This is a genomic window from Streptomyces sp. NPDC058145 (assembly GCF_042884245.1).
In the GTDB taxonomy this organism is placed as follows: Bacteria; Actinomycetota; Actinomycetes; order Streptomycetales; family Streptomycetaceae; genus Streptomyces.
This window is the reverse complement of record NZ_JBHVUH010000005.1, coordinates 169,739-183,448: the sequence shown is the minus strand read 5'-3', so window position 1 is coordinate 183,448 and position 13,710 is coordinate 169,739. Positions and strand designations below refer to the sequence as shown.

The following is a 13,710-nucleotide window of genomic DNA, read 5'->3' as shown; positions in this document are numbered from 1 at the left end:
CGATTGCCGTCCCGTTACCCAGGTGGGGCGGCCCCTTGGCACAAGTGAGAGGAAAGCTTCCGGCCCCGGAAACGGCGGGTTTCCGGGGCCGGAGCGGTGAGCGGTGCTGTTTACCGCACGTCGACGTAGTCGCCCGCGGCGTTGACCGCCGGGGTGGTCGAGGTGCCCGCGAACGAGAAGCGGTAGTAACCGTCGGCCGTGGCCGTGGTCGTGGTCTTCAGGTTGCCGGTGGAGTTGGTGGTGATGGTCTTCAGCGTGGTGTAGGTGCTGGAGCTCTTCTTGCGGTACTGCAGCTTCACCGACTGGCCGGTGTAGCCGTGGTACAGGTGGTCCTCCCAGTTGGCCCGGGAGAGCTTGCCGGTGACCGTGATGGTCTTGCCCTTGGTGACCGGCTCCGGGGAGGCGTTGACGGTGAGCTTGGAGTAGCGCTGCAGCTTGGTGGTGCCGAGGCCGTCCTGAGCCACGAAGCCGACCTTGCTGGGGTCGAAGTCGGTGGAGCTCGGGTCCTGGCCGTTGAAGGCGTAGGCGTAGCCCTCGGCCTTCCAGGTGGTGGCGTCCGCGTTGATCAGCCCGAAGTCCGGGTCCTGCGGGTAGATGTCGATGGTGGCCTTGCAGGAGGCCACGGTCGCCGACGTGTCGGTGCAGGACGGCCAGTTGTCGCCGACCTGGAACCGAGCGTTCGGGTCGTCGAACGCCCCGCGGTAGATGTCCACGTCCATGAAGAAGTCATCGGCGTGGATGTCGACGTCCGCGCCGTGCGTGACCGTGTAGGTGACCGGCACGGAGACGCGGTTGGTGGTGCCGACGACGATCGGCTTGCCGTTGTTGATCTTCACGCCGGAGAAGCTCAGGTTCAGCGTGTAGGGCTCGTCGGTGGCCGCGGCGGCCGAGGAGCTGAACGCCGACGTGCCGGAGGCGGCGTGGAGCGCGCGGGCGTCCTTCACCAGGTCGGCGGGGCTGTAAGAGGAGCCGTCGGCGGCCTGGGCGGCCGGCACGACGAAGGCGGAGAGGGCCAGGGCGCCGGTGACGGCGGCCACGGTGGCACGTATGCGCATGCGTTCCCCTGTGTGGAGAGGGTGGGCACGGAGGTGCCCAAATGATCGTGGAGTCAGTCGACTCGCTGATCAGACCCGCCACCCAGGGGAACGGTTGTAGGAAAGTTGAAGGTTTTGCGAACGGCTTACGAAATCAGCGGTGAACCTCAGTCGAACCAGCGGTCACGGGCCAGCTCCCCCGTCCTGGACGGGTCCTCCAGCAGAGCCGCCACCTCGAAGCGGCGGGGCCACTGGCCGGCCGCCCAGGCGAGGCCCGCCGCGACGCCCTCCAGGGTGGCCGCGTGCAGCGTGCCGTCGTCGGTGAGACGCCAGTCGATCTCGACGCCGTCCACGACCAGTTCCTCGTGCTCCACATAGGTGCCGGGCGTGCGCGGCCCGAGCAGCACCCGCACCGCGTCCGGTACGTCGTGCTCGGTGCCCTCGGAGTCGACCGACCCGGTGACGGACTCGCTCAGCCGCCGCACCTGGAACAGTTCGGCCAGTTCGGCGGCCCGGGCCGGTCGGACCGGCAGCAGCGGGACGCCGGAGGTGAAGGGGAGCAGGTCCGGGGAGTCCACGACCACCGCGTCGGCCGCGTCCACCACCTCGACCCGGCCGTCCACGACCGCCCGCAGCTCGTCCGGCAGGGTCACCCGCTCCGGGTCCAGCTCGGCCAGCGCGCCGTACAGGCCGTGCAGTTGGGCCGGGCTCATGGGCCGCTCGGGGTCGGACAGGCGGTCCAGCAGTTCGGCGGCGCCGCCGGGCTCGTCCAGCAGGGCGGCGACGGAGGTCCGTACGCCCAGCGCGCGCAGCACCTGCTCGTCCTCGAAGCCGGTCGCGTCGGCCTCGTCGTACAGGCCGTGCAGGAGTGGGTCGCCGCCGGCCGCGAGCAGGCCCGCCGGGCGGCGGCCGTCGAGCACCGGGTGCCCGCGCAGCCACCACGCGGTGTACGGGCGTACGACCTCGTGGGTGCCGTCGGGCAGCAGGACGCGCACCGGCTGGGTGAGGGCGTCGCGCAGCGGCGGCTGGGCGAGCAGCGCGAGCGCCTGCGGCCACTTGTCGTCGTCCACCAGGTCGAGGTCGCGGACGGCGACCAGTTCGGTGGCGACCGGCGGCACGGGCGTGTCCGGGAAGCGGTCGAGGATGTCCTCGCACCACACGTCCACGACGTCCAGCAGACCCGCGTCGTCCGGCTCGGCGAAGTCGCCCTCGCGGGGTTCCAGTTCGTCCGGGTCGAGGACGACGTCCGTGGCGCGGACGAGCGCGAAGTTCGCGAGCACCCCGCAGGCGGTGAGCGGCTGCTCGCCCCACTTGTCGGCCAAGTCACGGTCGACGGCCGCGAGTTCGTCCTCACGAATCACGCGGGCGAACGGGCTGCCGGGCAGCACCAGTTCGCCGGCCGGGGCGAGTTCGCCCTCCTCGTCGGGCAGCGCGAGTGCGCCCAGCCAGGGTTCGTCACCGGGTTCGAGGGCGGCGTCACGGACGAGGGCGAGGACGGTGTCGGCCAGTTCCTCCGCGTCCGGCGCGTCCTCCTCCCACAGCACCCCGCCCCCGTCGTCCAGCGAGGCCGCCACCGCGGCCCGCACCTGCGGCGTGGTCAGCACCGCGCGCGGGGTCGCGGGCAGCGCGCCCAGCTTCTCCAGCAGCGGGTGGACGGCGTCCTCGTGGGCGACCTTCAGCCCGAGCCGGCCGAGCACGTCCGGGTCCAGGGCGGCGGCGTCGGGGCTGGGCAGCAGCACCTGCCGGGGGCCGATGGTGGTGCGTCCGTCGGACAGCGGCACCGGCAGCCCGGAGAGCCGGTCGGGGTCGACCCCGGCGAGGCTGTCGTAGAGCCGCCACCACCAGTCGGGGTCCTTCTCCAGCCCGGCGAGCCGGTCGACGGCGTCGGCGAGGGGCAGCCGGGCGACCCCGAGGGTGCGCAGCTCCACGCGGCGCTCGAGCCCGGCGGGCAGCAGGGTGGGCAGCACCTCGGCGAGGACCCGCACGGTGTCCGTCCCGGCGCCCTCCACGAGCTCGGCGTCCCTCGGCCGCAGCGCCTCGGGGAGGTCGTCGTCCTCCTTGTGGTCGGCGGCCGGGGGCAGGAAGGCGGTACGCGGCAGCCGCTCCAGGATCGCCTGGCGCAGCGCGCCGTCCAGCTCGCCCTTGCCCAGCGGCCCGGGTACGAGATCGACGGCACCGTCGGTCACCGGACGCCACTCGGCGAGCAGTTCGGCATAGGCGTCCGCCGCCCGCCGCACCAGGAAGTCGGTCAGCGGACCGGGCGCCGCGTGCCGGCGGGTGGTGTCCAGCGGGAAGGACGCGATGAGCAGCGCGGGGACGCCGAGGGGTTCGTCACTGGGGGTGGGGGCGTGCACGACCGCCGCCGTGCGCGGCCGGACCGGGCGGCCCTGCTCGTCCGCCGGTACGGCCCAGGTCACCGACCAGTGCGGGCGCAGGCGCTCCTCCACCGGCCGGTCGGCGAGCAGCTCGGCGGTGAGCGGCCCGTGCGAGGCGACGGTGCGCCAGCGGGTGACGCCGTCGCGTGAGTCCTCCACGACGGTGACGGCGTCCTCGGTACGGCGGCGCAGGGTGCGCGGGGCATCGCCGTCGACCTCGACCACGACCTCCTCGAGCCCGGGCAGGGCGAGGAGCAGGGCGTCGTCCACGGCGTCGAGGAGACGTTCGGCGAGGTCGGCGGCGGCCGCGTCGCGCAGGGGCAGGATGACGGCGGTGTCGTACGGGTCGGGGGCGGAGCCCTCGGCGGCGAACGGGAGCCGCAGCAGCGGCACGTGCCCGTCCCGGCGCCGGACCTCGTCCCCGAGTCCGGGGCTGTGCCGGGCGGTGTCGGCGGCCAGCTCCCGCGCCTCGGCCAGCGCCCAGCGGACCCCGCCGTGCCGGCCGACGATCGCCGGCTCGTCGGTGACGGACAGTACGGCGGCGAAGCCCACGCCGAACCGGCCGACGGCACCGTGGGTGTCATCGGCGTCCCGCTTGGCGGACGCGCGCAGGGTGGACAGCGACTCGACACCGGTCGCGTCCAGGCCGGCGCCGGTGTTCGCGGCGACCAGTACTCCGTCGCGGAGAGTGAGACGCAGCCGTCCCGGCACCTTCGCCCGGGCGGCGGCGTCGGCGGCGTTCTGGGCCAGCTCGATGACGAGCCGGTCCCGGTAGCCGCCGAGGACCAGGTCCTCCTCGGCGTTGGCGTCCTCGCGGAACCGGGCAGGGCTGGTGGCCCAGGCGTCGAGGACACCGCGGCGAAGACGGGCGGTGCCGAAGGGGTCGGCGCCCTCGGTCGCCGGCCGCACGTACTTGCTCACGTTCACTCTCCTCGTCTGCGTGAGGACGAAGGTACAGCCCCGTGAGCGGGTGGCCGTCCGGCCCCGGCGTCAGCGGTGGGAGGCGTAGGCGACGAAGGTCGCCCAGGTGGCGGGGGTGACGGTCAGCAGGGGGCCGGCGTCCTGTTTGGAGTCGCGTATGTGGATGGTGGAGGGGGTGGGAGCCACTTCGAGGCAGGAGTCGCCCTCGCTGCTACTGCTGTAGCTGCTCTTGAACCAGTCCAGGGCCACTTCGACGCAGGAGTCGGCTTCGCTACTGCTGCTGTAGCTGCTCTTGAACCACGCCAGATCGGTAGTGCGGATCATGTTGCCCCCAGCAGTTTCTCGATGAAGGTCGTCGACTCACGTGGTGTGAGCGCCTGCGCGCGAATGATGCCGTACCGCAGCTCAAGGATACGGAGCTGCCTCGGCTCGTCGACCGGTCGGCCGTTGGCCACCACGGGGGAGCGTCCTACTGCCGAACCGTTCTCGAACTTCAGAACCTCGATCCCTCCCGCCACTCCCGCATGCTCCTCGCGGTCCATCGGCATGACCTGGATCTCGACATTCCGTAACTGCCCGACCATCAGCAGGTGTTCGAGCTGCCGAAGCAGCACCTCCCTGCCCCCGAGAGGCCGCCGCAGCGTCCATTCGTCCTGGATGAAGCTGATCTCCGGTGCTGGGTCCCGCTCGAACACGGACTTTCTCGCCACCCTCGCGGCGACTCCTCGCTCCACCACATCCTCGGTGTAAGCAGGCCGCCGCATCTCCAGCAGAGCTCGCGCATACTCCGGCGTCTGCAACAGCCCATGGACGTTCAAGGGGTCGTAGAGCTGAAGCTCGACCGCCTTCGCCTCGAGCTGCGCCAGCTCCCGCACCCGCTTCGGATACCGGACCTTGGCCACGTCCTCCTTCATCGCCGCCAGCAGCCCACCCGCGCTCAGCACCGCGTCCGCCTTGTCCAGGAACTCCGGGCGCGGGATCCGCCTGCCGCTCTCGATCTTGTAGACCATGTCCTCGCCGTAGCCCACGACCCTGCCGAACTCGGCCGCCCGCATGCCCACCGCCTCGCGGCGCAGCCTGAGCTGCCGTCCCACCGTGGTGATGACGGCGACTCCCCAGTCGTCGTCCGGGTCGACCTCCCAGCCCGGTTCCTCTTCCTCGCCCATGGCGCGCCCCCTTCCCGTCCCCGCCGTCCCGACAGACCGGACACCACCGGACAAGCGCCGGACAGTGACCCTACGTACCGACATCGTCACTGTTCACGGTAGGCACACGCCGCCACGCTGAGTGACGTGAATCAGCGAATCTCCACCCGTGTCCCGAACTTCAGCGTGCGGCTCTCCCCCACGCCGCGCGGCGCCCGTCTGGCCCGGCTGCTCGCCACGGAGCAACTCATCTCCTGGGAGGTGCCGTCGGATCCGGCGGCGCTGATCGTGGCCGAGCTGGCGGCGAACGCGGCCACGCACGGGCGGGTGACGGGCCGGGACTTCCGGCTCACGCTCTACGTCGTCGCGGACGTCCTGCGGATCGAGGTGACCGACACCCGCGGCGACCGGCTCCCCCGCGTCGGGAATGCCGACCCGGACGGCGACTCGGGGCGCGGATTACTGCTGGTCGACGCGCTGGCCGACCGCTGGGGCGTCACTCCGGGCCTCACGCCCCGCAAGACGGTGTGGGCGGAGATCGCTCTGCCACCGCGACCCGGGATCTCGTGCTGCGGTGCGAGTGACGCTCTTTCCCAAAGGACCACGAGGCAGAAAGAACCCCGCCAAACCCCACCCCTCCCGCCCACGAGGGCGCACGCTCACTCGCCAGAGTGAACATCGGCAACACGGCTGGCGTGGCGCCCTGTTGATCGCTCTACGCTCTGCTCAGCAAGCCCAGCACATTGGCAAACCGGCAAAAAATACGGCCCCCGGCCGGGACTAGCGATCCCGATCGAGGGCCTGACCACCTAGGAAGCAAACCCTTCCCGATGGATACCCAGAACGGTAGCGCGCCCGTGCGCGCCCAGTCCCGAGTTGTCGCCAAGAACCACCCGAACCGGCGGTCGGCCGCCGGCGGGCTGATCCACGACAACACCCGCCACTCCGCCCGCTTCACGGTGGTCGGCAACCACCTGGCCCAGCACCCGGAGCTCTCCGGTCTCGCGATCGGGCTCGGGGTGCACATCCAGTCGCTGCCCGCGGGGTCCCGCGTCGACATCCGGACCCTGACCGCCCGCTTCCCCGAGGGCGCGGTCCGGATCGCTGCCGCGCTGCGGGAGTTGGAGGCCCACGGCTATCTGCGGCGCGAGCGGAAACGCGGGTCCGACGGCCGTATCGTCACGCGCACGGTCTCCTGCAACCAGCCGGGAGGTGGCGAGGACGCCCCCTCGGCGCCGCCGCCCCGGAAGAAGAAGGCCGCGAGCAGGGCGCTGCCGCCCGTACCGCGTCCGGCCCAGCCCTCCCCCGCCCTCGTGCAGCGGGCCACGGACCTGCTCGCGGACCTCCGCCGCCACGACTCCCGCCTGCTGCTGTCGGCCCAGGACACCGCCCATCTGGCGCCGGGAGTCGCCGCCTGGCTGGAACGGGACGCGACACCGGCGGCCGTACGGCACGCGCTGACCACGGGCCTGCCCAACGAGCCCCTGTGCCGCCCGGCGGCCCTGCTGGCCCATCGCCTGGCGGCCCAGTTGCCGCCACCGCCCCCGTTCCGCGCCCCGGCACCCCCGCCGGCGGTCCGGCACCCGCTCCAGAACTGCGAGGGCTGCGACCGCGCCTACCGCTCCCCGACCCCAGGACTCTGCTCCACCTGCCGCCCAGGTCCCCCGGAGGCCGCCTAGCATGAAAGCGACGATCCTTGCCCCTGGGCACAGACGAGGAGCGAGCGCCATGACCATCGCACCGGACAGCGAGCGACGGGGTGCCGACCACGTCTACCGGGCCATGCGGGACCTCATCGAGTCGATGGACGACACCATCCCCGGCAAGTTCGAGATCACCAAGGAAGGGATCGTCCACGACATGATGGCGCCCGGCAGGCCGCACGAACTCACCGTGCTGCGTCTTCGGAAACGCCTGGAGAAGGTGATGCCCGAGGAGATCGTGGCCCACACCGGTGAACCGGACGTGGAGGACGAGCCGGAAGGCATCATGCGGCGCCCCGACGTCATGGTGATCGCCGAGGCGGACATGGAAGGTGGCGGGTCGTTCGACCCGCGCGCGCTGATCGCCGCGATCGAGATCGCGTCGCGTTCCAACCCGGACAACGACTGGGTCGGCAAGATGCGGGACTACCCGCTTCTCGGCATCCCCGTCTACGCGATCTTCGACCCCCGCACCGGCACCGGCACCGTCCTCACCGACATCCACTCCACCCCCGACGGGCCGCGCTACGCGACCCGCAAGGACTTCGTCTACGGCGAGGACGTCACCATCGGCGACTGGACCATCTCGTCGGAGAACCTGCCGCTCTACGGCGACTGACCCGCACCGGGCCCGCGGCGGATACTCAGCGGGAGCGTCGCCGCGTCACCAGGGCGACGGTCGTGCCTACCCCCGCGATCACCAGGCCGATACCGCCGAAGATCAGCGGCAGCAGCCACAGCGAGGCGAAGCCCTTGATCCGCGCGTCGCCGGGGGAATCGGCGTCGTAGAGGACTTCGACGTGCTCGCCCTTCTCGTACGACGGCGGATTGGAGCCGAAGGAGCTCCGGAACGTCCGCCGCACGCCGTCCGCCGAAGTGAACGCGACCACCGGGTACGCCACGGGATCGTCGTGCGCCCGCTTCCGGCGGGACCCGCCGGTGTGGTCCTCGCGCCACTCCAGCGCGACCACCGTGCCCCGGGCATGCTTCGCGTCCGACAGGAACGACACCGACACGCCGGTGAGGATCAGCCCGACGATCAGGAACAGCGAACCGAACGCGATCGCCCCGAACGTGATCCACCGGACGGCACGCCCGCGCACCCCCACCCGCACGACGCCGCCCTCAGGAGTGGCCCAGTTCCGCGGTCTCCGCGTCGCCGGACTCCGGGACCGAGCCCGAGTCGCGGGCCGGGCGGAGCGGGAAGACGTCGATCCGGGTCTCGTCGACGACCGGCGGGGGCGGCTGCGGGGTCTTCGGCATGACGGCCGCCTCGGAGTGGGCGCCGCAGCCGTAGGACAGGGAGACCACACGGCCGTCGGCCGGGGAGAACTCGTTCGCGCAGACACCGAAGGCCTGGCCGAGCGAGCCGCCGATCGGGGTGAGGAACCCGCAGGTCATGCAGGTGGCGGGGGCAGCCTGAGCCATCGGGGTCGTGGGGCCGAACGACTCCTCCCAGCGGTCGGCCGCGACATGCAGGCCGTAACGGGAGAGGACCCTCGCGCGCCGCATGCCCAGCTCTTCCGCCACCGAGGCGATCGAGCCGCGGACGGGCGTCGTGGGCTGAACGGCCGGGGCGCCGGGAGAGACCTCCGCGTCCTCGGCCTCCGCCAGTTCGGCCATCTGCCCGGACACGACCGAGTTCGGCAGAGGCTCCTCCTCGCCCGTGTAGCCGGGCTCCAGGCGCAGGTCCTCCTGGTCGGTGGGGAGCAGGTCGCCGGGGCCGAGGTCGCCGGGGCGCAGGCGCTCGCTCCACGGCACCCACTCGGGGGCCAGGAGGGCGTCGGCGCCGGGGAGCAGGACCACCTCGTCCAAGGTCACGATCTTGGCACGGGAGGCTCGGGCGACCGTCGCGGCCCAGCGCCAGCCTCGGTAGCCCATCTCCTTGCACTCGAAGAAGTGCGTGACAACACGGTCGCCCTCCGACACCAGCCCGACGTGCTCGCCCACCACTCCGGGTGCGGCAGCCTCCTCGGCGGCGGTGCGGGCGAGGTCGATGGCCTCGGCGCACAGACGGTCGGGGGTGCGGCTTCGCGTTGTCGCTGCGCTCACAGGTATCGCTTCTCTCCTACGCCGTCTGCAATGAGTGCGGCTGCCTCCGGCGGTTGGGGGGACGGAGCGGACCAGGGGGCCGCATCGACGTCCGCATCCGATCGCGCTCGGGCGCACCTCTGCCATCCATTCTGCGTTATGGCTGAGATACGCACGCTACCCGGTCGCCGGTGGTCGGGGACAGTCCGCCGCTGCCCGGCGATGATTCCCGAGCGGTCACGCGTGCCGGTTGGCCGAGAACCGGCCCCGTCGAACGGCCCGGTTGGCCGAAAATCGACCAGTCCGGGAGCTGGTGTCCGTCATGGGGTGATCGGGTGGCGAGTCGGCCCGCGCCGGCCCGCCACCAAGAGGTCGGCCGACTCGCTTGAATTCAAACCGCACTATCGGGCGGGGTCTCGGGGCACTATGAACGACGTGGCAGCCACGGACAGGGGCAGCGTTCGGGGTGGCGGTTCGGGCCGGGTCGGCGGTGCCGTCCGCGCGGTGGGCCGTGCCCTGCACTTCCCGGTGACCGGCACCGCGCGCGGCATCCGGAAGGTCACGCACGCGCACGGCGCGGGCGAGTCGGGTCTTGGCAAGCTGATCGAACTGCACGCGGTGAACGGCGCCGGGGACGTCATGATCACGGTCGCGCTCGCCTCGACCGTGTTCTTCTCGGTGCCGACCGACGAGGCCCGCGGGCGTGTCGCGCTCTACCTGGCCATCACCATGGCCCCGTTCACCGTGCTGGCGCCCGTCATCGGGCCCCTGCTGGACCGGCTGCCGCACGGGCGGCGGGCCGCGATGGCCGGGGCGATGCTGGCCCGGGCGCTGCTGGCGCTGATCATCTCGGGGGCCGTGGCGAGCGGAAGTCTGGAGCTGTATCCCGCGGCGCTGGGGGTGCTCGTCGCGTCCAAGGCCTACGGAGTGGTCCGCAGCGCGGTCGTGCCCCGGCTGCTGCCACCCGCCTTCTCCCTGGTGAAGGCGAACTCCCGGGTCACCCTGGCCGGGCTGCTGGCCACCGGGGTGGCCGCGCCGATCGGGGCGGGCCTGCACGCCCTCGGCGATCCCTGGCCGCTGTACGGGGCGTTCGTGATCTTCGTCGCAGGGACGTTTCTGTCCTTCTCCCTGCCGCCCAAGGTCGACTCCGCCAAGGGCGAGGACGTGGCGCTGCTCGCGGCCGACGAACAGCATCTGCACGGGCCGCGGCGCAAGCAGCAGGCCAAGCGGCCGGGGCTGCGGACCGTGGGGCCCGCCGTCACGCACGCCCTCGCCGCCAACGCCGCGCTGCGCTGCCTGTCCGGCTTCCTGATCTTCTTCCTCGCCTTCCTGCTGCGCGAGCACCCGCTGACCGGTGAGAGCGCGGCGGTCTCGCTGGGGATAGTCGGCGTCTCGGCCGGGGCGGGAAACGCGCTCGGCACGGCGGTGGGCGCCTGGCTGAAGTCGAAGGCGCCCGAGATCATCATCGTGACGGTCGTCGCGGTGGCGCTCGGCACGGCCATCGTGGCCGCCGTGTTCTTCGGGGCGTTCCTCGTGGCCTGCCTCGCCGCCGTCGCCGGGTTCGCCCAGGCGCTGGCCAAGCTGTCGCTGGACGCGCTGATCCAGCGGGACGTGCCGGAGCAGGTGCGCACCTCGGCGTTCGCCCGGTCCGAGACGCTGCTGCAGATGGCGTGGGTGTTCGGCGGCGCGGTCGGCATCGTGATGCCGCTCAACGGCACCCTGGGCCTCACCGTCGCCGCCGCGTTCGTGGCCGTCGGCTGGCTGAGCACACTGCGCGGGCTGCTCGCCTCGGCCCGGCACGGCGGCCGGACCAGGGCGCGAGTGGCGTAACGAACCGGGCACGCCGTACCCCACGTGGGCGGACGGCCACGGGTGCCCGATAGCCTTCGGCCATGACCACGCTGCCCCGCGGCGAAGCCGCTGATGTAACACGTGCTGTGCGACGCCGCCGCGCCGTCGCCGCCGCCGGCGCCGTTACCGCCGGACTGCTCGTCCTGTCGGCCTGCGACAAGCCGACGCCCGTCGCGACCGTCACCGTCGGCCGGAACTCGGTCAACTCGGAGGCGCTCTGCTACAACGACGGCAAGGCGCTGGACGCCAAGTCGGTGGCGAAGTGCGCGAAGAACGCCAAGGACATCAAGTCCATCGAGGTGAGCCAGGACCAGGAGGTCCGCTTCGGCGTCGACCCCAAGATCGCGGACGCCGGCTGGACGATCCTGGTGAACGGCAACCCGTTCTCCGAGTCCAGCCACCTGACCACCCGCACCCTCCCGTACAACGCGTTCTTCAACCAGCAGTACGGCACCCAGGGCGACACCAACACCGTGTCCGTCCAGATGGGCAGCAACCCGCCCAAGGGCCTGTGGTCCTTCAAGGTGAAGAAGGCGGGCTGACCACGCCTTCCGCACGCGTCCTCGTCGCCACCGCCGTCCCGGCCGAACGGGACGCGGTGGCGGGCGCGTTCCCCGGCCAGGCGGTCGCGGTACGGCTGCCGGGCGCCGGACTCGTCCGGGTCCCGGGCGGCCACGGCCTGCTGGCCGCCGGCGTCGGACCGGCCCTCGCCGCCGCCTCCACGGCCACCGCGCTCACCGCGGCCGCACTCGCCGGCACGCCCTACGACCTCGTCGTGTCCGCCGGGATCGGCGGGGGCTTCCTGCCCGAGGCGCCGCTCGGCTCACTCGTCGTCGCCGCCGAGATCACGGTGGCCGATCTGGGCGCCCAGACCGCCGACGGCTTCCTCCCGGTCACCGAACTCGGCTTCGGAACCGTCACCCACCGGCCGCCGGAATCACTCGTACGAGGAATTTCCCAGGCCACCGGAGCGCGCGCCGGCACCGTCCTCACCGTCTCCACCGTGACCGGCACCGCCGCCCGCGCCGCCGAGTTGCGCGCCCGTCATCCCCGGGCGCTCGCCGAGGGCATGGAGGGGTTCGGCGTGGCCGAGGCGGCCGCCGCGCACGGCGTGCCCGTGCTGGAGATCCGCGCGGTGTCCAACCCCGTCGGCCCGCGCGACCGCGCCGCCTGGCGCATCGGCGAAGCCCTCGCCGCCCTCACCGAGGGCTTCGGGAAGCTCACGCCCGTACTGGAGAGTTGGAACCCGCATGACCGCTGAGCTGCAGATCGCGTACTCGCCCTGCCCGAACGACACCTTCGTCTTCGACGCCCTCGCGCACGGCCGCGTCCCCGGCGCGCCCGCGCTGGACGTGACCTTCGCCGACATCGACATCACCAACGGCATGGCCGAGCGCGGCGAGTTCGACGTGCTGAAGGTGTCGTACGCGGTGCTGCCGTACGTCCTCGAGGAGTACGCGCTGCTGCCGTGCGGCGGGGCGCTGGGCCGGGGCTGCGGTCCGCTGGTGCTGACCCGCGAGGCGGGGGCGGACCTGACGGGCCGTACGGTCGCGGTGCCGAGCGAGAAGTCCACCGCCTACCTGCTGTTCCGGCTGTGGGCCGCGGACACCCTGTCCGGCGGTGTCGGCGAGATCGTCGTCATGCCGTTCCACGAGATCATGCCGGCCGTACGGGACGGCAAGGTCGACGCGGGGCTCGTCATCCACGAGGCGCGCTTCACCTACCAGAACTACGGGCTGCACAAGCTCGCCGACATGGGCGAGCACTGGGAGCACACGACCGGCCTGCCGATCCCACTGGGCGCGATCATCGCCAAGCGGTCGCTGGGCGCGGACACGCTGGACCGGCTCGCCGAGTCCGTGCGCGCCTCCGTACAGGCCGCCTGGGACGACCCGGAGGCGTCCAGGCCGTACGTGATGGAGCATGCCCAGGAGATGGACCCGGCCGTCGCGGACCAGCACATCGGGCTGTACGTGAACGAGTTCACCGCCGCTCTCGGCGAGGACGGCTACGCGGCGGTGCGCGGGCTGCTCACCCGTGCGGCGGCCGAGGGGCTCGTACCGCCCCTCGGTCCGGACGCGCTCGCCTTTCCCTAGGTCGTGTCCCGTGGGACCAGGGTCTGCTCGGCAGGCCCTGGGTCCGGGGTCAGACGTCGAGCTGGTCGGCGACCGCGCGCAGCAGGCCGGCGATCTTCTTGCCGGAGGTCTTCTCCGGGTAGCGGCCCCGCTCCAGGCCCGGCGTGATGTTCTCGAGGAGGGTCGTCAGGTCCTGCACGATCGAGGCCAGCTCGTCGGGCTTCTTGCGCTGGGCCGCCGCGACCGAGGGCGCCGGGTCGAGCACGGTCACCGAGAGCGCCTGGTCGCCGCGCTGACCGGCGACGACACCGAACTCCACGCGCTGTCCCGGCTTGAGCGCATCCACTCCGGCGGGAAGGACCGAGGAATGGACGAAGACGTCACCGCCGTCGTCGCGGGAGAGAAAGCCGAAGCCCTTCTCACTGTTGAACCACTTGACTTTGCCGGTGGGCACGTCTGTCCTCGTCCTCGTACTTGTCGGGAAAACTGCTCGGAAACGGCTTCTGACAGCAGAGAGCGGGTCGACCGTGACCCGCCGCTACCAAGGCTAATGGTCTTCGGGCGGGTGACAAGAC

14 protein-coding genes are annotated in these 13,710 nt (G+C 72.0%); 7 read left to right on the top strand and 7 right to left on the bottom strand.

The features are described from left to right. Nucleotides 1-110: 110 nt before the first annotated feature. From ACFVVO_RS13325 to ACFVVO_RS13310, 4 genes are all read right to left on the bottom strand, one after another. Nucleotides 111-1,055, bottom strand: coding sequence for a hypothetical protein (locus tag ACFVVO_RS13325; protein WP_390054432.1), 945 nt, complete (start codon nt 1,053-1,055; stop codon nt 111-113). Between the two features lie 146 nt (nt 1,056-1,201). Continuing rightward, nucleotides 1,202-4,330 carry a sacsin N-terminal ATP-binding-like domain-containing protein gene (locus ACFVVO_RS13320; protein ID WP_390054431.1) on the bottom strand — a complete coding sequence of 1,043 codons (3,129 nt, stop codon included), beginning with the start codon at nt 4,328-4,330 and terminating at the stop codon, nt 1,202-1,204. A gap of 69 nt (nt 4,331-4,399) precedes the next feature. Then, nucleotides 4,400-4,654 (bottom strand): DUF397 domain-containing protein, encoded by a 255-nt coding sequence (locus ACFVVO_RS13315; protein WP_390054429.1) that lies wholly within the window; start codon nt 4,652-4,654, stop codon nt 4,400-4,402. Next, complete coding sequence (locus ACFVVO_RS13310) at nt 4,651-5,496, bottom strand: helix-turn-helix domain-containing protein (protein ID WP_390054427.1); 846 nt, start codon at nt 5,494-5,496, stop codon at nt 4,651-4,653. Before ACFVVO_RS13310 ends, ACFVVO_RS13315 begins: the two co-directional genes overlap by 4 nt. A 126-nt stretch (nt 5,497-5,622) precedes the next feature. Here ACFVVO_RS13310 and ACFVVO_RS13305 point away from each other — a divergent pair, with 126 nt between their 5' ends. From ACFVVO_RS13305 to ACFVVO_RS13295, 3 genes are all read left to right on the top strand, one after another. Next, nucleotides 5,623-6,150, top strand: a complete 528-nt coding sequence (locus ACFVVO_RS13305; protein ID WP_390054425.1) for an ATP-binding protein — start codon at nt 5,623-5,625, stop codon at nt 6,148-6,150. A 155-nt stretch (nt 6,151-6,305) separates the two neighbouring features. Then, nucleotides 6,306-7,154: a helix-turn-helix domain-containing protein gene (locus ACFVVO_RS13300; RefSeq protein WP_390054424.1), complete on the top strand. Its 849-nt coding sequence runs from the start codon at nt 6,306-6,308 to the stop codon at nt 7,152-7,154. A 49-nt stretch (nt 7,155-7,203) separates the two neighbouring features. After that, nucleotides 7,204-7,797, top strand: a complete 594-nt coding sequence (locus ACFVVO_RS13295; protein WP_390054422.1) for a Uma2 family endonuclease — start codon at nt 7,204-7,206, stop codon at nt 7,795-7,797. Nucleotides 7,798-7,822: 25 nt separating this feature from the next. On the opposite strand, the gene ACFVVO_RS13290 is transcribed toward ACFVVO_RS13295, so the two are convergent. Together ACFVVO_RS13290 and ACFVVO_RS13285 are read right to left on the bottom strand one after the other, a co-directional pair. After that, on the bottom strand, nt 7,823-8,293 hold the full coding sequence (locus ACFVVO_RS13290; RefSeq protein ID WP_390054420.1) for a DUF3592 domain-containing protein: 471 nt from the start codon (nt 8,291-8,293) through the stop codon (nt 7,823-7,825). Nucleotides 8,294-8,303: 10 nt separating this feature from the next. Next, nucleotides 8,304-9,230 carry a DUF3027 domain-containing protein gene (locus tag ACFVVO_RS13285; protein ID WP_390054418.1) on the bottom strand — a complete coding sequence of 309 codons (927 nt, stop codon included), beginning with the start codon at nt 9,228-9,230 and terminating at the stop codon, nt 8,304-8,306. Between the two features lie 405 nt (nt 9,231-9,635). Here ACFVVO_RS13285 and ACFVVO_RS13280 point away from each other — a divergent pair, with 405 nt between their 5' ends. From ACFVVO_RS13280 to ACFVVO_RS13265, 4 genes are all read left to right on the top strand, one after another. Then, nucleotides 9,636-11,039, top strand: coding sequence for an MFS transporter (locus ACFVVO_RS13280; protein WP_390054417.1), 1,404 nt, complete (start codon nt 9,636-9,638; stop codon nt 11,037-11,039). Nucleotides 11,040-11,101: 62 nt separating this feature from the next. Next, nucleotides 11,102-11,602, top strand: a complete 501-nt coding sequence (locus ACFVVO_RS13275; RefSeq protein ID WP_390054415.1) for a DUF2771 domain-containing protein — start codon at nt 11,102-11,104, stop codon at nt 11,600-11,602. Further along, nucleotides 11,572-12,321 (top strand): futalosine hydrolase, encoded by a 750-nt coding sequence (locus tag ACFVVO_RS13270; protein ID WP_390054414.1) that lies wholly within the window; start codon nt 11,572-11,574, stop codon nt 12,319-12,321. Before ACFVVO_RS13275 ends, ACFVVO_RS13270 begins: the two co-directional genes overlap by 31 nt. Further along, complete coding sequence (locus ACFVVO_RS13265) at nt 12,311-13,156, top strand: 1,4-dihydroxy-6-naphthoate synthase (RefSeq protein ID WP_390054412.1); 846 nt, start codon at nt 12,311-12,313, stop codon at nt 13,154-13,156. Before ACFVVO_RS13270 ends, ACFVVO_RS13265 begins: the two co-directional genes overlap by 11 nt. Nucleotides 13,157-13,205: 49 nt before the next feature. Here ACFVVO_RS13265 and ACFVVO_RS13260 read toward each other — a convergent pair whose 3' ends face one another. Beyond that, complete coding sequence (locus ACFVVO_RS13260) at nt 13,206-13,589, bottom strand: cold-shock protein (RefSeq protein WP_143630994.1); 384 nt, start codon at nt 13,587-13,589, stop codon at nt 13,206-13,208. Between the last annotated feature and the right edge of the window lie 121 nt (nt 13,590-13,710).

What these genes read in the sequence shown, in the direction of transcription:
- ACFVVO_RS13325 (WP_390054432.1), bottom strand. Translation starts at nt 1,055, where the DNA reads ATGCGCATACGTGCCACCGTGGCCGCCGTCACCGGCGCCCTGGCCCTC.
- ACFVVO_RS13315 (WP_390054429.1), bottom strand. Translation starts at nt 4,654, where the DNA reads ATGATCCGCACTACCGATCTGGCGTGGTTCAAGAGCAGCTACAGCAGC.
- ACFVVO_RS13310 (WP_390054427.1), bottom strand. Translation starts at nt 5,496, where the DNA reads ATGGGCGAGGAAGAGGAACCGGGCTGGGAGGTCGACCCGGACGACGAC.
- ACFVVO_RS13300 (WP_390054424.1), top strand. Translation starts at nt 6,306, where the DNA reads ATGGATACCCAGAACGGTAGCGCGCCCGTGCGCGCCCAGTCCCGAGTT.
- ACFVVO_RS13295 (WP_390054422.1), top strand. Translation starts at nt 7,204, where the DNA reads ATGACCATCGCACCGGACAGCGAGCGACGGGGTGCCGACCACGTCTAC.
- ACFVVO_RS13280 (WP_390054417.1), top strand. Translation starts at nt 9,636, where the DNA reads ATGAACGACGTGGCAGCCACGGACAGGGGCAGCGTTCGGGGTGGCGGT.
- ACFVVO_RS13275 (WP_390054415.1), top strand. Translation starts at nt 11,102, where the DNA reads ATGACCACGCTGCCCCGCGGCGAAGCCGCTGATGTAACACGTGCTGTG.
- ACFVVO_RS13265 (WP_390054412.1), top strand. Translation starts at nt 12,311, where the DNA reads ATGACCGCTGAGCTGCAGATCGCGTACTCGCCCTGCCCGAACGACACC.